The 22,139-nt window shown below is 68.7% G+C and carries 17 protein-coding genes; 6 read left to right on the plus strand and 11 right to left on the minus strand.

All coding sequences use genetic code 11. From position 1 onward, the window contains the following. Positions 1 to 69 precede the first annotated feature (69 nt). Complete coding sequence (locus VER16_RS07250; protein WP_324806712.1) at positions 70 to 927, minus strand: methyltransferase; 858 nt, start codon at positions 925 to 927, stop codon at positions 70 to 72. 170 nt (positions 928 to 1,097) lie between these two features. On the opposite strand from VER16_RS07250, the gene VER16_RS07255 reads away from it, so the two are divergent. Continuing rightward, the gene (locus tag VER16_RS07255; RefSeq protein ID WP_324806714.1) at positions 1,098 to 2,054 is read left to right on the plus strand and encodes an aldo/keto reductase; all 957 of its coding nucleotides are present in this window, start codon (positions 1,098 to 1,100) and stop codon (positions 2,052 to 2,054) included. Between the two features lie 104 nt (positions 2,055 to 2,158). Here the strand turns inward: VER16_RS07255 and VER16_RS07260 are convergent, their stop codons facing one another. Both VER16_RS07260 and VER16_RS07265 read right to left on the minus strand, forming a co-directional pair. Next, positions 2,159 to 3,064: an NAD(P)/FAD-dependent oxidoreductase gene (locus VER16_RS07260; RefSeq protein WP_324806717.1), complete on the minus strand. Its 906-nt coding sequence runs from the start codon at positions 3,062 to 3,064 to the stop codon at positions 2,159 to 2,161. Further along, positions 3,054 to 3,509 (minus strand): Rrf2 family transcriptional regulator, encoded by a 456-nt coding sequence (locus VER16_RS07265; protein WP_324806719.1) that lies wholly within the window; start codon positions 3,507 to 3,509, stop codon positions 3,054 to 3,056. The genes VER16_RS07260 and VER16_RS07265 overlap by 11 nt, the downstream gene beginning before the upstream one ends. Positions 3,510 to 3,689: 180 nt before the next feature. Between VER16_RS07265 and VER16_RS07270 the strand changes: the two genes are divergently transcribed. Further along, entirely contained in the window at positions 3,690 to 5,813 is a 2,124-nt protein-coding gene (locus tag VER16_RS07270) for a methyl-accepting chemotaxis protein (RefSeq protein ID WP_324806721.1), read from the plus strand. A 72-nt stretch (positions 5,814 to 5,885) separates the two neighbouring features. Here VER16_RS07270 and VER16_RS07275 read toward each other — a convergent pair whose 3' ends face one another. Further along, on the minus strand, positions 5,886 to 6,788 hold the full coding sequence (locus tag VER16_RS07275) for a LysR family transcriptional regulator (protein ID WP_324806724.1): 903 nt from the start codon (positions 6,786 to 6,788) through the stop codon (positions 5,886 to 5,888). 105 nt (positions 6,789 to 6,893) lie between these two features. Between VER16_RS07275 and VER16_RS07280 the strand changes: the two genes are divergently transcribed. Both VER16_RS07280 and dkgB read left to right on the plus strand, forming a co-directional pair. Continuing rightward, entirely contained in the window at positions 6,894 to 8,108 is a 1,215-nt protein-coding gene (locus tag VER16_RS07280; protein ID WP_324806726.1) for an MFS transporter, read from the plus strand. Between the two features lie 87 nt (positions 8,109 to 8,195). Further along, positions 8,196 to 9,005, plus strand: coding sequence for a 2,5-didehydrogluconate reductase DkgB (gene dkgB, locus VER16_RS07285; protein ID WP_324806728.1), 810 nt, complete (start codon positions 8,196 to 8,198; stop codon positions 9,003 to 9,005). 576 nt (positions 9,006 to 9,581) lie between these two features. Here the strand turns inward: dkgB and VER16_RS07290 are convergent. After that, a complete protein-coding gene (locus tag VER16_RS07290; protein WP_324806730.1) occupies positions 9,582 to 10,289 on the minus strand; it encodes an alpha/beta hydrolase in 708 nt (235 codons plus the stop codon). A 167-nt stretch (positions 10,290 to 10,456) separates the two neighbouring features. On the opposite strand from VER16_RS07290, the gene VER16_RS07295 reads away from it, so the two are divergent. Then, a complete protein-coding gene (locus tag VER16_RS07295; protein WP_108754558.1) occupies positions 10,457 to 10,837 on the plus strand; it encodes a YbjQ family protein in 381 nt (126 codons plus the stop codon). 63 nt (positions 10,838 to 10,900) lie between these two features. On the opposite strand, the gene VER16_RS07300 is transcribed toward VER16_RS07295, so the two are convergent. Both VER16_RS07300 and mgtE read right to left on the minus strand, forming a co-directional pair. Continuing rightward, positions 10,901 to 13,621, minus strand: coding sequence for a bifunctional acetate--CoA ligase family protein/GNAT family N-acetyltransferase (locus tag VER16_RS07300; protein WP_324806733.1), 2,721 nt, complete (start codon positions 13,619 to 13,621; stop codon positions 10,901 to 10,903). Between the two features lie 157 nt (positions 13,622 to 13,778). Next, on the minus strand, positions 13,779 to 15,149 hold the full coding sequence (gene mgtE, locus VER16_RS07305; protein WP_324806735.1) for a magnesium transporter: 1,371 nt from the start codon (positions 15,147 to 15,149) through the stop codon (positions 13,779 to 13,781). Positions 15,150 to 15,508: 359 nt separating this feature from the next. On the opposite strand from mgtE, the gene VER16_RS07310 reads away from it, so the two are divergent. Continuing rightward, entirely contained in the window at positions 15,509 to 17,284 is a 1,776-nt protein-coding gene (locus VER16_RS07310; RefSeq protein WP_324806737.1) for a monovalent cation:proton antiporter-2 (CPA2) family protein, read from the plus strand. A gap of 87 nt (positions 17,285 to 17,371) precedes the next feature. Here the strand turns inward: VER16_RS07310 and VER16_RS07315 are convergent, their stop codons facing one another. The 4 genes from VER16_RS07315 to VER16_RS07330 form a co-directional block, all read right to left on the minus strand. After that, the gene (locus VER16_RS07315; RefSeq protein WP_324806739.1) at positions 17,372 to 20,710 is read right to left on the minus strand and encodes an ankyrin repeat domain-containing protein; all 3,339 of its coding nucleotides are present in this window, start codon (positions 20,708 to 20,710) and stop codon (positions 17,372 to 17,374) included. After that, a complete protein-coding gene (locus tag VER16_RS07320; RefSeq protein WP_324806742.1) occupies positions 20,703 to 20,963 on the minus strand; it encodes a YcgL domain-containing protein in 261 nt (86 codons plus the stop codon). Before VER16_RS07320 ends, VER16_RS07315 begins: the two co-directional genes overlap by 8 nt. A gap of 152 nt (positions 20,964 to 21,115) precedes the next feature. Then, entirely contained in the window at positions 21,116 to 21,616 is a 501-nt protein-coding gene (locus tag VER16_RS07325) for a hypothetical protein (protein ID WP_324806744.1), read from the minus strand. 55 nt (positions 21,617 to 21,671) lie between these two features. Beyond that, positions 21,672 to 22,112 (minus strand): excinuclease ATPase subunit, encoded by a 441-nt coding sequence (locus tag VER16_RS07330; RefSeq protein WP_324806745.1) that lies wholly within the window; start codon positions 22,110 to 22,112, stop codon positions 21,672 to 21,674. Positions 22,113 to 22,139: the final 27 nt, after the last annotated feature.

A 22,139-nucleotide genomic window follows, 5' to 3' on the forward strand; every position in this document is an offset into this window, starting at 1 on the left:
GTGGAGCCGAGCCTACGCTCGGCTGCTGTCTGGTCGCGCGCGTAGCCGAGCATGGGCTCGGCTCTACGTTCACGGCTTCACGAAACGCAGGGTCATGCGGTCGCTTTCGCCGATGGCCTGGTACTTCGCATCATCGGCCTTGTCATGCTGGTTGGTCGGCGGCAGGGTCCAGACGCCGTTCGGGTGGTCCTTGGTATCACGCGGGTTGGCGTTGACCTCGGTGCGGGCGTCCAGCTTGAAGCCAGCGGCCTCGGCCATGGCGATCACCTGCTGCTGGCCGACATAGCCGGTGTCATCGTCGTCAGCCACGTCGGCCTTGGCGCGGTGCTCGACCACGCCCAGCACGCCACCCGGCTTGAGCACGTTGAAGAAGCCCTGGAACATGCCCTGCGCTTGGCCGGCCTTGCGCCAGTTGTGCACGTTGCGGAAGGTCAGCACCACGTCGGCCGAATTGGCCGAGCCGAACACCGGCCTGGCCGGGTCGTAGCCGACCACGGTTGCCTTGCCGAACTGGGCCGGGGCGCCGGCGAACTTCTTTTCCAGGCCATCGCGGCTGCGCTGCTGGTAATCGCGGCCCCGGCCTTCGGGCACGGCGGCCGGATCGACCACGGCGGCGATGTAATGCCCCTTGTCATGCAGCAGCGGAGCGAGGATTTCCGAATACCAGCCATTGCCGGGCGTGATCTCGATGACGGTCTTTTCCGGTGCGATCTTGAAGAAGGCCAGCGATTGCGCCGGATGGCGGTAGTTGTCGCGTTTGACATTGGCGGGGTCGCGGGTCGTTGCCTTCACGGCCGCATCGATGGCCGGCGAGACCTGGATCTTCGCCGGTGCCACCGTGGCCGGTGCGGCAAAGGCGGGAACAGCGACGAGCAGGGCAGATGCAAGCAGCAGGCGGCAACCACGCAGGGACGGAGCAGCGATCATCGGGGCGATTCCAGCGGAAGATGCGGCGAGACTAGCAGCCGCCGCAGGCAAGGTGTTCACAAAACGTTAGCTGCGCGCGCGCGACGGAACACTGTTTTGTGTGCAGCGCCGCAGCGCGGTCACACAACGCGTTCTATGCTGCAGGACTACCCCCCAAGGAGTCCGTGCCCATGACGGCAACCCGCGAACTGGGCCGCTCCGGCCTGCATGTCCGTCCGCTCGCCTTCGGTGGCAACGTGTTTGGCTGGAGCGCCGATGAAAAGGCCAGCTTCGCCCTGCTCGATGCCTTCGTCGACGCCGGCTTCAACCTGGTCGATACCGCCGATGTCTATTCGGCCTGGGTGCCGGGCAATGAAGGCGGCGAATCGGAAACGCTGATCGGCAAGTGGTTCGCTCGCAGCGGCAAGCGCGACAAGGTGGTGCTGGCGACCAAGGTGGCCAAGTGGGCCGAGCGCCCCGGCCTGACCCCGGACAACATCAATGCGGCGGTGGAAGATTCGCTGCGCCGCCTGCAGACCGATGTCATCGATCTGTACCAGGCCCACGAGGACGATGAATCCACGCCGCTTGAAGCAACCTTGGCCGCGTTCGGCCGGCTGATCGAAGCGGGCAAGGTGCGCGCCATCGGTGCTTCGAACTACAGCGCCACGCGCCTGGCCGATGCACTGAAGGTCTCCAGCGATTACAAACTGCCGCGCTATGAGACGCTGCAGCCGGAGTACAACCTGTATGACCGCGCCGGCTACGAGAAGGAGCTGGAACCGCTGGTGCAGCGCGAACAGATCGGCGTGATCGGTTACTACGCACTGGCCAGTGGCTTCCTCAGTGGCAAGTACCGCACGCCGGCCGATGCCGCGAAAAGCCCGGCGCGCGGCGAGAACGTGGTCAAGCGCTATCTGAACCCGCGAGGCCTGCGCATCCTGCAGGCACTGGACGATGTGGCCAGCAAGCACAACGCCAGCGCTGCTCAGATCGCGCTGGCCTGGCAGATCGCACGGCCGTCGATCACCGCGCCGATTGTCAGCGCCACCAGCGTGGAGCAGCTGCAGGATCTGCTGGCGGCCGCCAATGTCGGCCTGAGCGTGCAGGACATCGCGCAGCTGGATGCGGCCAGCATCGAGGGTTGATGGCGTCATCCACGCACGGCGTGGATCTACTACGGCAGTAGTTCCACGCCATGCGTGGATGGAGCGGTGCCGACCAGGGTCGGCATCTACCAGGGCAACGCCCTTCAGCGCGGCACGCTGTCCTCGCCCACCAGCGCGTGGTGCACGCCGATGCCCGCGCGCACGCCTTCGGCCATCGCCAGGGTGATGTTGCCCACGGTGGTCGCATCGCCCGCGGCGTACACGTTCGCCACCGAGGTCTGCTTCATCATGTCGACCTCCACCAGCACGCCCAGTGGGCTTTCCACCAGCGCGCAGCCGAGCTGCTGCACCAGCGGCGTGGCCATCTGCTGCATGGCCGGCACGAACAGCGCTCGCTGGGCGATGCGGCGGCCATCGGCCAGTTCCACTTCCAGCCACGTCGGCTGCTCACCCTGCACGCCCACCACCGGGGTGGTCTCGATCTGCACGCCGCGCTGCTGCATGGCGGCCCGCTCTTCATCCGTGATCGGCAGGCCCTGGCTGAAGAAGGTGACATTGCCCCAGTCGGCGAACAGGGTCGCCTTGGCCGCCGACATCGGGTGGCCACCGAGCAGGCCGATGGCACCGCCGCCGACTTCGTAGCCATGGCAGTACGGGCAGTGCAGCACGGTGCTGCCCCAGCGTTCGGCCAGGCCCGGCAGCTCGGGCAGCTGGTCGGCGATGCCCGTGGCCAGCAGCAGCTTGCGCGCGGCCAGCACCTGGCCATCGGCGGTGCGCACTTCCACGCCTTCGGCCGCGGACTGGGCGTGCACCACCTCGCCCTGCAGCCAGCGCACGGTGGGGTAATCGAGCAGCTGCTGGCGCGCGTTCTTCAGCAGCTCGGCGCCGCTGATGCCGTCCTGGCCGGGCACGCCGTGCGAATGGCTGGCGGCACGATTGCGCGGCAGGCCGCTGTCGATGATCGTGACCGGACGGCGGGCGCGGGCCAGGATCAGGCCGGCGGCAATGCCGGCGTAGCTGCCGCCGACGATGAGGACATCAGGATTCATGGGAGCCTTCCAGGGAACGGTGATGGGCAAGATGGCGGGCGAAATCGGCGCCCAGCTGGTCCAGGGTGCTGGCCTGCAGGCGCGCTTCGAGCAGGCGCTGGGCCTCGCGCGCGCCGTCCTGCAGGGCCTGGTTGACCAGGTGCTGGATGGGGCAGCCACCGCCGTTGTCGCGCTGGCCGACCTGCACCAGCGGCGGTGCGCCGACGGCCAGGTAGATGTCGTGCAGGCTGATCTGCGACGCCGCGCGCGCCAGCTGGCTGCCACCGCCATGACCGCGCGTGCTGCGCACCAGGCCGGCCTTGTGCATCTGTGCCAGCAGGCGGCGGATCACCACTGGGTGGGTCGGCAGGCAGGTGGCCAGCTGCTCGGAGGTGCGCGGGCCGTCCTGGCCGACCAGATGGGCCATGACATGCAGGGCGTCGGAAAGCGGGTTCGCGGATTTCATGTAACTACGATAGTTACATTTAAACCCGCTGTCGAGGGTCCGCTTTCGTTCCATCTGGCCACATGCGTCCTATGAAACATTTCCTTCACCTCTTTGAACGCGACAGTAATGTGATCTGCTTCGCACTTCAGAGACCTCAAGGAGGGTCGATACCGCATTGCTCCCCTTCCGAGATCCCCCATGAATGCCTCCTCCCCTGCGCCGCGGCTGCAGTCGAAGCTGCTCGGTGCTGTTTCCGTTGGGCTGGCCATCGTCCTGCTGTGTGCGCTGGCGGGCCTGGCCTCGGCGTGGCTGAAACTGTCCACTGACGTGCCCGCGGAGGTGGCGCACAGCCGCGACGCCGAACGCCTGCAGCGCGAGTTCCGCGGCCAGGTGCAGGAATGGAAGAACGTGCTGCTGCGCGGCCACGACGACGCGCTGCGCCAGCGCCATCTGCAGGCCTTCGATGACGAAGGGAAGCTGGTGGAGACGCTGGCCAGCGGCCTGGCCGACAGCCCCGATGCGCGCACCCGTGACATGGCGCAGGCGTTCAGTGGCCTGCACGCGCAGCTGCAGAAGGATTACCACGCCGCCCTGCAGGCATTTGCCGAGGCCGGCTACGACCCGGCTGCCGGCGACACCCTGGTGCGCGGCAAGGATCGGCCCGTGGCCGCCGCGCTGGATGCGCTGGGTGCGCACACCGCACAGGTGGCCGAGGCCGCCGTGAGCGCGCGTTCGCAGCAGGCAAGGCGCACGCTGGTGCTGTCGGCCGCGCTGACCATCGCGGCCGCCGTTCTGCTGCTGGCTGGCCTGGGCTGGTGGCTGCGGCGCGCGGTGGTGCAGCCGGTGCTGGCGGTGGAAGCCGCTGCGCGCGCGGTCGCCGCTGGCGATCTTGACCATGTGGTGCAGGTGCGCAGCCGCGATGAGATCGGCCGCCTGGCGCAGGCCATGCAGGCCGTGCAGGGCACGCTGCGCGACGTGCTGGCCGCGCAGGCGGCGATGGCGCAGGCGCACGAGGCCGGCACCATCAGCCACCGCATGCAGGCCAGCGCCTTCCCCGGTGCCTACGGGCGCATGGTGGCCGACACCAATACGCTGGTCGACGCGCACATCCAGGTGAAGATGCGCGCGATTTCCATCATGGGCCGTTATGCGGTGGGCGACCTCAGCCTGGACATGGAACGCCTGCCGGGCGAGAAGGCGGTGATCACCGAAGCACTGGATGCGGTGAAGCGTAATCTCGGCGCGATCAACGGCGAGATCCGCCGCCTGGCCGGGGCGGCCGCCGCCGGTGACTTCAGCCAGCGCGGCGACAGCGCGCGCTTCGAGCATGATTTCCGCGCGATGGTCGATGGCCTGAACCAGCTGATGCAGGGCACCGAGCAGAATCTGGGCGAAGTCTCGACGATGCTGCGGGCGATTGCCGACGGCCGCCTGGGTGCACGCATGCACGGCGATTTCCAGGGCGTGTTCGCACGCATCGCCGGCGATGCCAACACCACGGCGGCGCAGCTGGCAACGATAGTTACCGACATCAAGCACACCTCGGGCAGCATCCACGCAGCGGCCGCCGAGATCGCGGCGGGCAACAACGATCTGTCGCGCCGTACCGAACAGCAAGCGGCCAACCTGGAAGAGACCGCCGCGTCGATGGAGGAACTGACCTCCACGGTGCGCCAGAACGCCGAACACGCGCGCCAGGCCAACCAGCTGGCAATCGGCGCACACAGCGTCGCCTCGGAGGGCGGTGAAGTGGTCGGCCAGGTGGTGGCGACCATGGACGCGATCGAGACGTCCTCGCGGCAGATCGCCGCGATCATCAGCGTCATCGATGGCATCGCTTTCCAGACCAACATCCTGGCCTTGAACGCGGCGGTGGAAGCCGCGCGTGCCGGCGAACAGGGCCGTGGCTTTGCGGTGGTGGCCAGCGAAGTGCGCACGCTGGCGCAGCGCTCGGCGGCGGCAGCCAAGGAAATCAAGACGCTGATCGAAGCCTCGGTGGAACAGGTTGGCCACGGCGCGCAGCGCGTGCGCCAGGCCGGTGACACCATGGCCGAGATCGTCGCCTCGGTGCAGCGGGTGACCGACATCATGGCCGAGATTTCCGCCGCCTCGCAGGAGCAGAGCGCGGGTATCGAACAGGTCAGCCAGACCGTCATCCAGATGGATGGCACCACGCAGCAGAATGCCGCGCTGGTGGAAGAAGCCAGCGCTGCCGCGCGCAGCCTGGAACAGCAGGCTGACCGCCTGATCGAAGCGGTGGATGTGTTTGATCTGTCGAGTGCGGCGACGGTGGCCAGAAGCGGGTTGCCGCGCGCCGCATGAGAGATCCGCCGGGCATGGCCCGGCACTACCATCGCGCGGGCTCTGTAGAGCCGAGGCTACGCTCGGCTCACCTCAGCGCAGATAATCGCCCTGCGCCATCGCCTCGCCCAGATGATCCAGGAACGAGCTGATGCGCGCCGACACGGCGGTGTTGCGGTAGTACACCGCGTGGATTGGCTGGTAGACATCCAGCGTCTGCGCGGCCAGCACCGGTACCAGCGTGCCAGCGGCGCGGTCGCGGTCGGTGACGAAGTCGGACAGACAGGTGATGCCCACGCCTTCCACCGCCAGGCGGCGCAGGGTCTCGCCGCTGGAAACGGCAATATCCGGGCGCACCAGCAACTGCCCGTCGGCATCGCCCGGCAGCGGCCAGCGGTTCAGTGATTCCGGTTCGTTGAAACTCAACAGCGTGTGCTGGCCCAGCGCGGCCACGCTGGCCGGTTCGCCGTGCGCGGCCAGATAGGCCGGACTGGCCACCAGCTGCAGGCGGCAGCGCCCCAGCGAGCGCGCGTGCAGGGTGGAATCGGCCAGCGGGCCGATGCGGATGGCCAGGTCGGTGCGCCGCTCCAGCAGGTCGATGTAACGCTCGGAACTGTTCAGTTCCAGCTGCACCTCCGGGTAGCGCGCACGGTAGCTGGCCACCAGCGGCGCGATCACGTGCAGCACGAAGGGCATGGCCGCATCCACCCGCAGCCGCCCGGCCGGGCGCTCGCGGCGGGCGGCCATCTGTTCCTCGGCCGATTCCACCGCATCGATGATTGCCCGCGCATGGCGCAGGTAGGCCTCACCCTCGGCGGTCAGGTGCAGGCGACGGGTGGTGCGGGTCAGCAGGGTGGTGCCGAGCTTCTCTTCCAGCCGGCCCAGCGCGCGGCTGACGCCCGAGGGTGTCTGTCCCAGCTGCTCGGCGGCGGCGCTGATCGAGCCGCTGTCGATGACGGCCAGGAAGGCCTGCATTTCGTCGAGGGTGGTCTTCATGGCGCCATTATTGACCAGCAGGCAAGAGTGATTGGCGTGAAGACGTGTTTTTCGGCAAAGGTGCGCCGCGCACACTGCGCGCCTTCCTTCCCTCCGGAGCCTGCCATGACCCGTGGCATTCCCCTCGCCCTGCTGGCGCTGACCCTCGGCGCCTTCGCCATCGGCACCACCGAATTCGTCATCGTCGGCCTCATCCCCACCATCGCCGCCGACCTGCATGTCAGCCTGCCCTCGGCCGGCCTGCTGGTCTCGCTGTATGCGCTGGGCGTGGCGATCGGCGCGCCGGTGCTGACCGCACTGACCGGCCGCGTGCCGCGCAAGCAGCTGCTGGTCGCACTGATGCTGATGTTCACCCTCGGCAATGTCATCGCCTGGATGGCACCGGGCTACACCTCGCTGATCGTCGCCCGCATCCTCACCGGCCTGGCCCATGGCGTGTTCTTCTCCATCGGCTCGATCATCGCCACCGCGGTGGTGCCGAAAGAAAAGGCCGCCAGTGCGATCGCCATCATGTTCACCGGCCTGACCGTGGCGCTGGTGACCGGCGTGCCGCTGGGCACCTTCATCGGCCAGCACCTGGGCTGGCGCGCGACCTTCCTGGCCGTGGCCGGCCTGGGCGTAGTGGCCCTGCTGGGTGCGCTGCTGTTCGTGCCGCGCAACGTGCCGCAGAGCGCACCGGCCAGCTTCCGCCAGCAGCTGGGCGTTCTGGCCCAGCCGCGCCTGCTGCTGGTCTATGCGATGACCGCGCTGGGCTATGGCGGTACGTTCCTGGCCTTCACCTACCTGGCGCCGATCCTGCAGGACGTCACCGGTTTCTCGGCCAATGCGGTCAGCCTGGTGCTGCTGGTGTACGGCGTGTCGGTGGCGATCGGCAACCTGTGGGGCGGCCGCCTGGCCGACCGCCTCGGCCCGGTGCCGGCCCTGAAGCGCATCTTCGCGCTGCTGGCCATCGTGCTGTTCGTACTGACCTTCACCGCCTACACCACCTGGCTGATGCTGCTGACCGTGCTGGCCCTGGGCGCGGTGGCGTTCGGCAACGTGCCGGGCCTGCAGGTGTACGTGGTCAAGCAGGCCCAGCGCTACGCGCCGCAGGCCACTGATGTGGCCTCGGGCCTGAACATCGCCGCCTTCAACATCGGCATCGCGCTGGGCGCCTCGCTGGGTGGCCTGGTGGTGGAGCACATCGGCCTGATGCACACGCCGTGGCTGGGCGCGCTGGTGGTCGTGCTGGCCTACGCCCTGACCGTGCTGAGTGGCCGCCTGGATCGCCGCGATGGCGTCGACCACCGTGCCGAGGGCATCGCCGTTACCGCCCACTGACCGGCAACGCAATGCACCGTTGCCGGCATGCACACGGTCCCTGACCTACCCTTCCTGTTCACTCCTTTCCCCCCGTTGGAGCTTCCCATGACTGTCCCCGCCTTTGGTCTTGGCACCTTCCGCCTGAAAGACCAGACCGTGATCGATTCCGTCCGCAATGCGCTGGACGTCGGTTACCGCGCCATCGATACCGCGCAGATCTACGGCAATGAAGCCGAGGTCGGCCAGGCCATCGCCGAATCCGGCGTGCCGCGCGACGACATCTACCTGACCACCAAGGTGTGGATCACCGAGTTCAAGCGCGATGCGCTGCTGGCCAGCCTGCGCACCAGCCTGGAAAAGCTGCGCACCGACCATGTCGAGCTGACCCTGATCCACTGGCCCTCGCCGAATGACCAGGTGGACGTGCCGATGGAGGAATACCTGCCGGCGCTGGCCGAGGCCAAGGCACAGGGCCTGACCCGCGAGATCGGCATCTCCAACTTCACCATCGCGCAGACCCGCAAGGCGATCGAGATCCTCGGTGCCGATGCCATCGCCACCAACCAGATCGAGATCCACCCGTACCTGCAGAACCGCCTGCTGGTGAAGTTCCTGCAGGACAACGGCATCCGCATCACCGCCTACATGAGCCTGGCCTACGGCGAAGTGCTGAAGGACCCGGTGATCCAGGCCATCGCCGGCCGCCACCAGGCCACCCCGGCACAGGTCGCACTGGCCTGGGCGCTGCAGCAGGGCTTTGCGGTCATTCCGTCGTCGACCAGGCGCGAGAACCTGGCCAGCAACCTGGAAGCGGCGGCGATCCGCCTGACCGACGACGACATGGCGCAGATCGCCACGCTTGATCGTGGCCAGCGCCTGGCCAACCCGGAAGGCATCGCCCCGGCCTGGGATTGATCCCGACTGCGGTTAGGGACTGGAGTCGGCAGGTGCCGACCTTGGTCGGCACTGGCCCCTGATCGATCGTTGAAACACCGTGCCGACCAAGGTCGGCACCTACCAGAAGCGGGGTTCACGCCCTGCGTGGCCAGCGCCTGGCCAATCCGGAGGGCATTGCCCCGGCCTGGGATTGATCCCGACTGCGATTAGGGACTGGAGTCGGCAGGTGCCGACCTTGGTCGGCACTGGCCCCTGATCGATCGTTGAAACACCGTGCCGACCAAGGTCGGCACCTACCAGAAGCGGGGTTCACCCCCTGCGTGGCCAGCGCCTGGCCAACCCGGAAGGCATTGCCCCGGCCTGGGATTGATCCCGACTGCGGTTAGGGACTGGAGTCGGCACCTACCAGAAGCGGGGTTCACGCCCTGCGTGGCCAGCGCCTGGCCAATCCGGAAGGCATTGCCCCGGCCTGGGATTGATCCCGACTGCGGTTAGGGACTGGAGTCGGCAGGTGCCGACCTTGGTCGGCACTGGCCTCTGATCGATCGTTGAAACACCGTGCCGACCAAGGTCGGCACCTACCAGAAGCGGGGTTCACCCCCTGCTGTGCAACAGCCAGCCGCGCATCGCCGCGCTCACTTCATCCGGCTTTTCCATCGGTGCCAAGTGCCCGCAATCGGGCACCACCACCAGATGCGAGTGCGGCACCAGCGCGTGCATTTCCTCGCTCACTGCCAGCGGCGTGATGCGGTCGTTGGCACCGCACACGATCAGCAGCGGATCGCGGTAGGACGCCAGTACGTCGTGGCCATCAGCGCGCTCCAGCCCGCTCTGGCGCAGGAATACTTCCGCCCCCAACCGTGCGGTCATGTCACGCACGCGCTGCACCAGCACGTAGTCGTCCAGCCGCGAGGCATCGATGTAGCTGCGCATCAGTGCATCGCCAAAGCCATGGAATTTGCCGGGCAGGCGCACGCTGGCGCGCTGGCTGCGGCGCTGTTCGGCACGCTCTGGCGAGTCGGCATGGATGGACGTATCGATCAGCGCCAGCTGCAGCACACGCTCGGGCGCGGTGCGCAGGATCTGCTGGGCGACGAAGCCGCCCAACGAGAATCCTGCGAGGGCAAAGCGCTCCGGCGCCTGCGCCAGCACGTCGTCGGCCACCGCCTGCAGGGTCTCGCCGCGGGTCTGGTCGCCTACGGTGCAGTTGGCGATGTCGGCCAGGTCGGCCAGCTGCGCGCGCCACAGCTCGGCATCGTTGAGCAGGCCGGGGAGCAGCAGCAGGGGGATGCGTTCGGTCATGGGGGCATTGTCGCGCGGCGGGGTGGGTCAGGCCATGCCGCAACGGGCGATTGCGCTGTAGAGTCGAGCCTGCTCGACCGCCACACAGCCAGTCGAGCATGGCTCGACTCTACAAAGACCAGTCGAGCAAGCTCGACTCTACAGAAGGCAAGGACACGGACGCGATCATGGCAGACCCCTACAACAGCGGTATCCCCTCCCCTCCGGCGCTGCGCTTCGAGGATTCGCTGGTCACCACTGCCTTCGAGCTGCCCGGCTACCGGGTGGCGCGCAATCTGGGCGTGGTGCGGGGCATCACCGTGCGCTCGCGCTCGATCGTCGGCAACTTCCTCGGCGGCATCCAGACGATCTTCGGCGGCAACATCACCATCTACACCGAGCTGTGCGAGCAGGCCCGCGAGGAAACCTACCGCGACATGGTCAAGCACGCGCGGCAGCTGGGGGCCAATGCCATCATCGGCATGCGCTATGACGCCACCGATGTGATGACCGGGCTGACCGAAGTGCTGTGCTATGGCACGGCGGTGGTGGTGGAACCGCTGCGGTAATCTGGCCGTAGAGTCGAGCTTGCTCGACTGCTTTGCGATGGAGACAGTCGAGCAAGCTCGACTCTACGCAGACGGGGCAGGCACTTCGACCTGCTGCACCGGCAGGGTCACCATCATCACGGTCGGGTCGTCCGGGTCCAGCCGGGTCTTGAAGCCCAGGCTCTGGCACATCGCCAGCATGGTGCTGTTCTCGCGCAGCACCTGGCCCTCCACCACATCCAGCCCCAGCCACTTGGCGTACTCGATCATGATCGCCATCAGGCGCCAGCCGATGCCGTGGCCCTTCAGGTCGGAGCGGATCAGGATGCCGTACTCGCCGCGATGGTAGTCGGCGTCGGCATGCAGGCGCACCGCACCGAGCATGTCGCCGTTGCGCGGGTCGATCGCCACCAGCGCGATCGAGCGCGCGTAGTCGAGCTGGGTCAGCCGCGCGATGAACTCGTGGCTGAAGTGCTTCACCGACTGGAAAAAGCGCAGGCGCAGGTCTTCATCGCTGACGCGGGCAAAGAACGCGCGGAACAGCGCATCGTCCTCCGGCCGCACCGGGCGCACGAAGGCGCGACCACCATCGGACAGCTCGAGGGTGCGCTCCCACTCCTTCGGGTACGGGAACACCGAGAAGCGCGGATGGCCGCGGCCCTTGTGCAGGATGCGCGAGGGCGCGATGGCCACGCGTGCGTCGAGGGCGAGGATGCCCTTGCCGTCCACCAGCAGCGGGTTGATGTCCAGCGTGCGCACTTCGGGAATGTCGGCCGCCAGCTGCGCCAGCTTCACCAGGGCCAGCGCCAGCGCGCGCTCGTCGGCGGCCGGCACATCGCCATAGGCCTTGAGGATGCGCGAAGCGCGGGTCTGGCCGATCAGTTCGTGGGCCAGGCGAAGATCCAGCGGTGGCAGCGCCAGCGCCTTGTCATTGATCACTTCCACTGCGGTGCCGCCGCGGCCGACCACGATGACCGGGCCGAACGTGGCGTCATCGGCGATGCCGACGATGATCTCGCGCGCCTTCGGGCGGATGATGGTCGGCTGCACCAGCAGGCCGTCGATGCGCGCATCCGGGCGTAGCTGGCGGGCGCGTTCGAGGATGGCGTTGGCCGCGCTCTGCACCGCCGGCAGCGTCGCCAGGTTCAGGCGCACGCCGTCCACTTCGGACTTGTGCGGAATGTCCGGCGACAGGATCTTCAACGCGACCGTGGCACCGCGCTCCAGCAGCGGCTGCGCCAGGTCCATCGCCTCGTGCGCGTCGCGCGCATGCATCACCGGCGCCGACGGAATGCCGTAGGCCTTGAGCAGATCGTGGGTGGCCAACGGATCGAGCCACTGCTGGCCATTGGCCAGTGCGGCGTCGACCAGCGCGCGCGCACGCGCGGTATCCACGCTGAAATCCTGCGGCAGGCTGGGCGGCGTTTCCATCAGCGCGTTCTGCGCCTCGCGGTAGCGCACCAGATGCTGGAAGCCGCGCACGGCTTCAGCCTCGGTCGGATAGGTCGGCACGCGCGCGGCGTTGAGCGTGGCGGTGGCCTGGTCATCGTTGCCCAGCCAGACCGCGAACACGGGCTTGTCGCGGTGGTGGCGCGGGCGCAGGCCCAGGGTGCGGGTCAGTGCCTGCGCGGCATCGGCCGAAGAGGTGAATGCGGTGGGCACGTTGACCACCATCACCGCATCATTCTCGTTGTCGGCCAGCAGCGCCTCGATGGCAGCTGCGTAGCGATCACCATCGGCGTCGACCACGATGTCGACCGGGTTGCTGCGCGACCAGCCCTGCGGCAGCACCTTGTCCAGCGTCTCCACCGTGCTGTCGGACAGTTGCGCGAGGGTGCCACGCAACGCGACCAGCTGGTCCACCGCCAGGCGGCCGACGCCACCGCCGTTGCTGAGCACGGCCAGGCGGCGGCCGGGGAAAGTACCGAGGCGGCCGAGGGTCTCCGCTGCGGTGAACAGTTCGTCCAGTGCATTCACGCGCAGCAGGCCGGCGCGGTTGAAAGCGGCGCCGTAGACATCATCGGCGCGGGCCAGCGCCTGCACGTGGGTGTCGGCGCTGCCGGGCTGCACGCGCTCGGCGCGGCCGGATTTGACCACCACCACGGGCTTGGCGCGCGCGGCGGCACGGGCGGCCGACATGAACTTGCGCGCGTCCTTGATGTGTTCGACGTAGAGCAGGATGGCGCGGGTGCGGTAGTCGGTGGCGAAGTAATCGAGCAGGTCGCCGAAGTCGACGTCCATGGTGTCGCCCAGCGAAACCACGGCGGAAAAACCCACCGAACGTGCCACGCCCCACTCCACCAGCGCGGCGGCAATGGCCGAGGATTCGGAGATCAGCGCGAGGTCACCGGCCTGCGGGAAGTGTGCGGCGATGCTGGCGTTGAGCCTCGCATGCGGCGCGATGACGCCCAGGCAGTGCGGGCCGAGGATGCGCAGGCCGTGCTTGCGCGCCACCGTTTCCACCTGTTCGGACAGCGAGCCCGGGCCTTCGCCGAGATGCGCGGTGAGGATGATCGCCGCCTGCACGCCGCGCTCGGCAGCGGTACGCACCACCTGCGGCACGATCGCCGCGGGCGCGGTGATGACCACCAGGTCCGGCACCCAGTCGAGGTCCTTCAGCCGCTTGACCGTGCGGATGCCATCGATCTCGGCGTGGCGCGGGTTGATCCACGCCACCTTGCCGGGGAAACCGGTGCCGCGCAGGTTGCGCATCACCGCGCGGCCGGCCGAGCGCTCGCGCGGGCTGCCGCCGATCACCGCGACCGACTGCGGACGGAACACGGACTGCAGGTGGTAGGTGCTCATGCGCCTACGGTACCCAAATTCCGTGGCGATGGGGTTGGGGCCGGGGTCGGATCCCTTTCCGCAGGAAAGGGCTCTGACCCCGGCATGACCCTTGTGTGCCCACCAAGGTGGGCACCTACCAGAGCACGGGGATCCGACCCCGGCCCACACATTTTTGTTACAGCAGCGTGCCGTGCAGGATGAGGGCGGCGATGCTGAAATAGATCACCAGGCCGGTCACGTCCACGAGCGTGGCCACGAATGGTGCCGAGGCGCTGGCCGGGTCGAAGCCCAGGCGCTTGAGGATGAAGGGCAGCATCGAGCCGGACAACGAGCCGAAGGTGACGATGCCCACCAGGGCCGCGCCGATGGTGATGGCCAGCAGGATCCAGTGCTCGCCGTAGTCGTGCAGGCCGCCCAGCTGCCAGATGACGATGCGCACGATGGCCAGGCAGCCGAGGATGGCGCCCAGCACCATGCCGGTGGGCACCTCGCGCAGGGCCACGCGCCACCAGTCACGCAGGCGCAGCTCGCGCAGGGCCAGGCTGCGGATCAGCAGCGAGGTCGCCTGCGAGCCGGAGTTGCCGCCCGAACTCATGATGAGCGGAATGAACAGGGTCAGCACCACTGCGCGTGCCAGCTCGTCCTCGTAGTGCTGCATCGCGCTGGCGGTGAGCATTTCGCCGAGGAACAGCACGCTCAGCCAGCCGGCGCGCTTGCGCAGCATCTCGAAGAAGCCGATCTGCATGTACGGCTTGTCCAGTGCTTCCATGCCGCCGAACTTGTGCGCGTCCTCGGTCGATTCCTCGATGAGTGCATCGAGTACGTCGTCGACGGTGACGATGCCCAGCAGGTGCTGCTGCGCGTCCACCACCGGAATGGCCAGCAGGTCGTGACGGCGGATCAGCCGCGCCACTTCTTCCTGGTCCAGCAGGGCATCCACCGTTACCGGAGGATTGACCTGGGCCACGTCGAGGATGGATTCCTCCGGCAGGCCGGTGATCAGCCGGCGCATGGTCACCACCTGCTGCAGCTGCTGGCTGGCCGGGTCCAGCACATAGATCGCGTACACGGTCTCGCGGGTGCGTTCGACCTGGCGGATGTGCTGCAGGGTCTGGGCCACGGTCCAGGTGGCGGGCACGGCGACGAACTCGGTGGTCATCAGCGCGCCGGCGGTGTTGGGCGGGTAGCTCAGCAGCGTCTGGATGGCCTGGCGGGCATCGCTGCCCAGCAGCGGGATCAGCCGCGCGCGTTCCTCCTCGTCCAGCTCGTGGACGATGTCGGTGGCGCGGTCGTCGGCCATCAGCCCCAGCAGCGCGGCGGCGCGGGCCGGCGGCAAGGCGGCCACCAGCTCGCCACTGCGATGCAGTTCGGGTGCTTCGAGCATCTTCACCGCGCGCGGCAGCGACAGCGCGGCCAGCGTTTCAGCGGCGCGCTCCAGGTCGAGCGTGTTGAGGAATTCCACCGCGTCGGCGGTGTTGTAGTTGGCCAAGGGTGCGGCCAACGCTGCGGCGTCTGCCACCGGGCGCAGCAATTGCTTCTGGTTCATGGGCTTGCCTTGTGGGGGTGCGACCTCGCGCAACGCCAACGCAGGCAAACCGTCCCGATGTCAGGCGGTGGCCATCGCTGGCGTCGAACGAGGTCGACTTCTACTGTCGCTGGACATGGGTTGGGGACTCCGGATGGGTGTACTGCCAGACGCGCCGGCAGCGGCGGGCAGTCTGGACCTGCCGGCACGCCGGGTCAACCCTGGCGTGGGCTCGCAGTCAGGCGCCCGTGGGGTCAGTTCCCCTTGCGCCGCAAGGGGAACTGACCCCGGGGGGCGCATAATGCAGGGGCGGCCTGCACGGCCGCGCTTCCCCCCGCCGAACGAACGCACCACGGGCTTCGCGATGATCAGGTATTCCAATGCATAGCGGTGGTCTGGAACTGGCGCTGGTGCTGCTGCTGGCCGCGGTGATCGCGGTGCCGGTGTTCAAGAAGTTCGGCTTCGGCGCCGTGCTGGGGTACCTGGCGGCGGGCGTGGTGCTGGGCCCGGATGGGCTGGGCTTCGTACAGGACGCCGACCGCATCCTGGGTGCGGCCGAGATCGGCGTGGTGATGCTGCTGTTCGTGATCGGGCTGGAACTGTCCCCCGCGCGCCTGAAGGTGATGCGGCGATCGGTGTTCGGGGCCGGTGCAGCGCAGGTGGCCGTGTCCGGTCTGGTCCTGGGCGGTCTGTTGCTGCTGGACCATTTCCAGTGGAAGAGCGCACTGGTGGTGGGTATCGCGCTGGCGCTGTCCTCCACCGCGGTGGGGCTGCAGCTGCTGTCCGAGCACAAGGCGATCAACAGCGATCACGGGCGGCTGGGCTTCGCCATTCTGCTGTTCCAGGACCTGATCGCGATCCCGCTGCTGGCCGCCATTCCGCTGCTGGGCGGTGCGCGCAACCAGACCCTGCGCTGGGAAGACGCGGCGGTGGCGCTGGGTGCGCTGGCGGTGGTGATCCTGTGCGGGCGCCCGGTCCTGCGCCGGTTGTTTGGCGTGATCGCGCGCACCCGCAGCCCCGAAGTGTTCACCGCCACCGCACTGCTGGTGGTGCTGGGCACCGCGTGGTTCATGCAGGAAGCCGGGCTCAGCCCCAGCCTGGGCGCGTTCCTGGCGGGCGTGCTGCTGTCCGATTCGGAATTCCGCCATGAACTGGAAGCGCAGATCGAGCCGTTCAAGGGCCTGCTGCTGGGCCTGTTCTTCATTGCCGTGGGCATGGGCATCGATCTGGACCGCATCGCGGCCGAGCCATGGCTGATCGCGACCGGCGTGGCGGTCCTGCTGCTGGTGAAGTTCAGCGTGTTGTACGCCATCGGCCGCATCGCCAGGCTCGGTTCGCGGCAGTCGCTGCTGCTGGGCAGCGTGCTGTGGCTGGGCGGCGAGTTTGCCTTCGTGGTGTTCAACGAAGCGCAGCGCGCGCGCCTGCTGGGCGATGCCAACCATGACCGGCTGGTGGCCATCGTCGGCCTGTCGATGGCGATCACGCCACTGCTGATGATCGCGCTGCTGAAGCTGCTGGGCCGTGAGCGGCCAGCGCCGCGCGATGCTGCGCCGGCCGACAAGGTGGCGCCGGACAACAAGCCCAAGGTGCTGATTGCCGGCATGGGCCGCTTCGGCCAGGTGATCGCGCGCCTGCTGACCGCGCAGAAGGTGCCGTTCGTGGCGCTGGAAGCCAACCCGGATACCGTGGCCGACCTGCGCCGCTTCGGCAACCAGCTGTACTACGGCGACCCTACCCGGCCGGAGATGCTGCGCGCGGCGGGGGGCGAGCACATCGATGTGTTCGTGATCACCGTGGACGACCCGGAAACCAACCTGCGCGCGGTACGCATGGTGCGCCGCCTTTACCCGGACGCGAAGGTGCTGGCGCGCGCGCGCAACCGCCAGCATGCGTGGCGGTTGATGGACATGTCGGCCGAGCCGTTCCGCGAAGTGTTCGGTACCAGCCTGGAAATGAGCGGCCGCGTGCTGACCGCGCTGGGCGTGGCAGCAGACGTCGCGCAGCGCCATGTGCAGCGCTTCCGCGAGCATGACGAACAGCTGCTGCGCGACCAGTACCTGGTGTATGACGACGAAGCGGCGGTGATCCAGACCTCGCGCGATGCACGCAATGACCTGATGCATCTGTTCGAGGCCGACGCGGAAAGCGACAAGTAGATCCACGCCATGCGTGGATGATCCTGCACCGAACCACAAAGCATCCACGCATGGCGTGGTTCTACTGGGGTCAGCCGAACCCGGTTCTCAGCCGTTGTCGCGCAGGAAGCGGGCCATCGAGGAGACGCCCGGCACGCGCGGTTCGAATTCGCCGGCCACGTCGATGAAGCCGCGCATGACCGCGATCTCGCGCGGGCTGCGGTTGAGGCTGTCGCGCGCTTCCGGATCGGCACCGGCGCGCAGCAGGCGCTGCACCAGCAGCGGCAGCCCGTGCAGGGCCGCCAGGTGCAGCGGGCCGAAGCCGCGCGGGTCACGCACGTCCAGGCTCACATCTTCATCCAGCAGGCGCTCCACTGCGGCCATCACCACCTGTTCGTCGCAGGCGGTGCCCGGCTCGGCGCGTGCGCCCAGCAGCAGCAGCAGCGGGGTGACTGCACCGGCCGCCGCCAGGTCGGGCTCGGCGCCGGCCAGCAGCAGGGTATCCAGCAGAGCCAGCAGGCGCGAACGGTCGCGGGCGCTGAAGCCATACAGTGCCGCGCAGTGCAGCGGCCCCAACTGCTGCGCATCACCGGCATGCACGTCGGCACCGGCAGTGAGCAGGCGCGCGACGATGTCCGGCAGGCCCAGCGCCGAGGCCAGCATCAGCACGGTGACCCCGCCCGGCAGGCGGTGTTCCAGCTGGGCGCCGGCATCGAGCAGGGCCGAGACAATATCCACCTGGCGCATGCTGACCGCCGCCGACAGCGGGGTCGCGCCACTGGCCGCAGCGTGCTGCGGATCGGCACCCCGCGCCAGCAGCAGGTCGACCACCGCCAGGTGGCCACCGCCCGCGGCGCGCAGCAGGGCGGTGCAGCCCTGCGCATCGACGGCGTCGATGGCAAAGCCGAGATCATTCAAGCGGCGCACGGCATCGACGTCACCGGCCATGGCGGCGGCCGGCAGATCGCTTTCGCGCAGCGTGCGGCGCGGCAACGGCCACACGCGCCAGTCCAGCCAGTCGGCCAGATCGCGGCGGCCGATCGACAACGCCACGCCCAGCGGGGTCTGGCCATCGGCAGCACGCGCTTCCGGCGATGCACCGTGCTGCACCAGCAGCTTCAGCGCGCCTTCGCGGGCCAGCGCGGTGGCCAGGTGCAGGGCGGTCATGCCGTGGCTGTCGCGGGCTTCGCGATCGACACCGGCATTGAGCAGGGCCTGCTGCAGGCGCAGCCAGCCCAGGCGCACCGCCAGCGACAACGGCGGATCGCCGGCCGGCGAGGCCGCGAACGGATCGGCGCCGCGCTCGAGCAGTTCCAGCGCGAGCTGTTCCAGCCCGCGTGCGGCCTGGTCGTGCTGCGCGCAGGCGGCGAGGAAGCGGGCCAGGCCACCACGGCCGGCCGGCGACAGGCCGCGCTGCAGCATCACCTGCAGGGCCGGGACCGCATCGATGCCACGCGACAGCAGGGCAAACATCGGCGTATCGGCGCAGGCATCACGCACGTAGGGATCCGCGCCATGGCCCAGCAGCCAGTCGACCGCGCGCGGCTCCAGCGCCAGTTCCGGGTCCAGCAGCAGGCCACCCAGCTCTTCCGGCTGGCACAGCCTGGCCAGCGCGGCCATGCCTTCGGTATTGCCGAAGCCCAGCGCTTCGCGCAGCAGGGTCAGCGGCGGGCGGTCGGGCAGCAGGCCGCTGGCACTGGCAGCTTCACCGCGTTCGGCCAGGCCATCGCTGACTGCCGCCGGCAGCGGATAGGACGGATCGAGCAGGGCCACGATCGCCCAGCGGCCGGCTTCGGCGGCGTAATCCACCGCGCGGCGGCCGAGCGGATCGCGGGTATCGGCGGCGATGCCCAGGTCCACCAGGCGCTTGACCAGCAGCGGCGAGACGTCCTCGGCCGTGGCGGCCAGCAGCACGGCGTTGCGGCCTTCACCATCGACCGCCACCAGGTCGGGCTTGTGCGGCAGCAGGTGTTCGATGACGGCGGCGCGACCGGCACGGGCCGCTTCCAGCCACGGCGTGCGACCCAGCGCATCGCGCGCTTCCAGGTTGGCACCGGCCCCGAGCAGCACGCCGATGATCTCGACATGGCCGGCCAGGGCGGCTTCGTGCAACGCACTGCGACGCTGGCGGTCGCGCGCATCGGCGCGCGCCTTGTGCTTGAGCAGCAGCTGCACGCCGGCCGGATCATCATCCTCGGTGGCAGCGGCGGCCAGCAGCACCGGGGTGCCTTCGCTGGGTTCGCTGCGCGCACCGCGTTCAAGCAGGAAGCGGGCCAGGCGCCAGTTGCCGACCTGGCAGGCCACCGCCAGCGGCGACCAGCCTTCGGTGTTGAGCGCATCCACCTCGGCGGCGGCGTCGCGCAGCAGCGCGGCCACGCCCGGGTCGGAACTGCGCGCGGCATGGTGCAGCGGGGTGTTGCCATCGCTGTCCATCGCGCGCGAATCGGCGCCGTTGGCCAACAGGGTCATCACCGCTTCGGGGCGGCCATGCCAGCTGTCGCGCGTGGCGGCCAGCAGCGGGGTCATGCCACGGTGCGGGGCATTCACATCAACGCCGCGCCCGATCAGCTCGCGCAGCAGGCGCAGGTCGGGCAGCACGGCGGCGAGCACGGCCAGGCTGCGCTGGTCACGCCAGTTCGGGTCCGGCAGCGCATGCGGATCGGCACCGGCCTGCAGCAGCTGCAGCGCGCGGTCGATGCGGCCGTGGCGCGCGGCTTCGTACAGCGCCGGGGTCAGTTCCTGCGGTGCCATCGCTTCCAGCGGCGTGCTTTCGGCGGCGGCGTTGAACAGGGCTTCGGCATCGCCGCTGGGCAGGTCCTGGGCGCTACTGCGCAGGCTGACCATGGGTGCCGGTGCCACCCGCTGCAGCAGCAGGTGCAGGGCCGGCGACAGCACCAGCGTGGCCAATGCGGCAGGCCAACCGGCGCCTTCCGGCAACAGGCCCGGCCACGCCGGCAGCACGATCAGCGCGGCCAGAGCGACCACGACCCCCGCCACCAGCAGGCCACGCCACGCCGTCAGGTCACGCCCGGCCAGCGCCTGCCAGTGCTGGGCGAGGCTGCCGTCCAGGCGTTCGACATCATTCCAGAGCGGCCAGGTGCGCCAGGCCGCCAGCAGGCCGGCACTGACCAGCACACTCAGGCCCAGCACAGCGGCCAGGCTGCCACTGTCACGCAGCGCCGCCAGTGGCCACGCCAGCAGCAGGGCCAGCCCTGCGGGGGCTGCGGCCCACAGCACCAGCAACGCGGGCAGGTCCTGGCGCGCGATCAGCTTCGGTGGCTGCAGCGTGCGGCTGCGCCGCCACCACGACACGCCCAGCGCGAAGGCCGGCTGCGCCAGCGCAGCAAGCACGGCACCCGGCAGCCCACCCAGCACCGAACCGAGCGCCAGCACGGCACCGAGGGCGAAGGCGATCGACAGCGCGCGCGGGCGCGACAGCTCAGTCATAGTGGCGCCGCATCATGCTGGTCACCGACGGCGGCACCTGCAGGTAGAAGCCGCGTTCGGCCAGCTCGCTGCGGACCTTGTCCGGATCGGCCTGGGCCAGCCGGCGCTGCGCATCCAGAGTGACTTCCAGGACGAACGACAGCGCACCCAGCGAGGTGACCAGCGGCGCGGGCAGCGTGCTGAAATCATCGCGACGGGCGAGATAGACGTAGGTATCCGGCTTGAGTTGGCTTTTATAGACGTAGGCGTGCATGTCCGCGGGACGATAACCCGGGAAGAGCCATGATTGTGTCGGAAAGCCGACACCGGGGAAAGCCGTCATGCAACGATCGCGGCGTGATCGACGGCGTTTCCTGCATGGGGTTCAGCAATGTGGCGGTCGCGTTCAGGCAACCGCCACCGGGCTCAGTTGGCCGCGACCTCTTCGGTCAGCTGCGGATCGAAGGTGGGTTCCTGCAACCAGCGCACCACATCGCCGCCCAGCGCATCGGCGATTTTCTCCAGCGTGGTGCAGGCGCGGAAGGTGAACGGCCGGTTGGTCGAACGCTTCAGGCTGAAGTTGCCGACTACCTTCCCGTCCTCCTTCAGTTCACCGTAGATGCGGCCCCACTTCGGCCCGGAAATGGCGCCACCGCCGGCGGCATGCGCCTTGGTCACCACCAGGTACAGTTCGCGGCCGGCGCCGTCCTGGGTATCCCCAACGACCACGGCACCGTCGGCATGGCGCACGATGCTCTGGCTCAGGTACTGGCCGAACTGGCACTCCTGGCGGATCAGCTCGCCACCCACGCCCTCACGGTAGGGCACGTCGGAGGTGATGTGGATGGGCGCGCCTGCGGCCTGCGCGTGCAGCGCGGGCACGCACAGAAAAGCCGCTGCCAGGGCAGCGGCGTGGATCGACTTCATGGTGTTCCCCCTGTAGACCGCGTCCCCGGCAAGCCGCCGGGGACTGCGGTGATGCTTACTTTACCTTGGCGTAGGTGCCCTTGAGCGCCACGCCCGCCAGGATCGCACCGGCGTAGCATTCGTAGTTGGTCGCGCTCTTGAACTCGTTCTTCTTGTAGTAGCTGACGATGTCGACCACGGCATTGGCGCCGCGCGACTTGGCGCCATCCTGCAGCGCGCGCAGCGCCGACAGGGCCACCCAGCGGCAGGCTTCCTCATCGCTCTTGTTGGCGGCGTTGGTCTTCTTGTTGGTCACGTCCTCGCCCAGGCGCTGCTGCACGCTGACCGGCTGGCCGGCCAGGTAGAAACGGACGCTGCCGTCGATGCCGGCATCCTTGGCGGCCTGCGAGCTGACCAGCTCACGCAGGGACTGCTCGACGCGGGTCTCGCGGGCCGAGGCGGTGGAGGTGAGGGCCAGCAGGGCGGTGGCCGTGGCGATCATCAGGGTACGACGCATCGAAACTTCTCCTTGTTCGGGGTGCGG

This window comes from Stenotrophomonas sp. (assembly GCF_035634915.1).
GTDB lineage: Bacteria > Pseudomonadota > Gammaproteobacteria > Xanthomonadales > Xanthomonadaceae > Stenotrophomonas.

Coding starts and splice junctions, on each gene's coding strand:
- VER16_RS07250 (WP_324806712.1), bottom strand. CDS start 927: ATGATCGCTGCTCCGTCCCTGCGTGGTTGCCGCCTGCTGCTTGCATCT.
- VER16_RS07255 (WP_324806714.1), top strand. CDS start 1,098: ATGACGGCAACCCGCGAACTGGGCCGCTCCGGCCTGCATGTCCGTCCG.
- VER16_RS07260 (WP_324806717.1), bottom strand. CDS start 3,064: ATGAATCCTGATGTCCTCATCGTCGGCGGCAGCTACGCCGGCATTGCC.
- VER16_RS07265 (WP_324806719.1), bottom strand. CDS start 3,509: ATGAAATCCGCGAACCCGCTTTCCGACGCCCTGCATGTCATGGCCCAT.
- VER16_RS07270 (WP_324806721.1), top strand. CDS start 3,690: ATGAATGCCTCCTCCCCTGCGCCGCGGCTGCAGTCGAAGCTGCTCGGT.
- VER16_RS07275 (WP_324806724.1), bottom strand. CDS start 6,788: ATGAAGACCACCCTCGACGAAATGCAGGCCTTCCTGGCCGTCATCGAC.
- VER16_RS07280 (WP_324806726.1), top strand. CDS start 6,894: ATGACCCGTGGCATTCCCCTCGCCCTGCTGGCGCTGACCCTCGGCGCC.
- dkgB (WP_324806728.1), top strand. CDS start 8,196: ATGACTGTCCCCGCCTTTGGTCTTGGCACCTTCCGCCTGAAAGACCAG.
- VER16_RS07290 (WP_324806730.1), bottom strand. CDS start 10,289: ATGACCGAACGCATCCCCCTGCTGCTGCTCCCCGGCCTGCTCAACGAT.
- VER16_RS07295 (WP_108754558.1), top strand. CDS start 10,457: ATGGCAGACCCCTACAACAGCGGTATCCCCTCCCCTCCGGCGCTGCGC.
- VER16_RS07300 (WP_324806733.1), bottom strand. CDS start 13,621: ATGAGCACCTACCACCTGCAGTCCGTGTTCCGTCCGCAGTCGGTCGCG.
- mgtE (WP_324806735.1), bottom strand. CDS start 15,149: ATGAACCAGAAGCAATTGCTGCGCCCGGTGGCAGACGCCGCAGCGTTG.
- VER16_RS07310 (WP_324806737.1), top strand. CDS start 15,509: ATGCATAGCGGTGGTCTGGAACTGGCGCTGGTGCTGCTGCTGGCCGCG.
- VER16_RS07315 (WP_324806739.1), bottom strand. CDS start 20,710: ATGACTGAGCTGTCGCGCCCGCGCGCGCTGTCGATCGCCTTCGCCCTC.
- VER16_RS07320 (WP_324806742.1), bottom strand. CDS start 20,963: ATGCACGCCTACGTCTATAAAAGCCAACTCAAGCCGGATACCTACGTC.
- VER16_RS07325 (WP_324806744.1), bottom strand. CDS start 21,616: ATGAAGTCGATCCACGCCGCTGCCCTGGCAGCGGCTTTTCTGTGCGTG.
- VER16_RS07330 (WP_324806745.1), bottom strand. CDS start 22,112: ATGCGTCGTACCCTGATGATCGCCACGGCCACCGCCCTGCTGGCCCTC.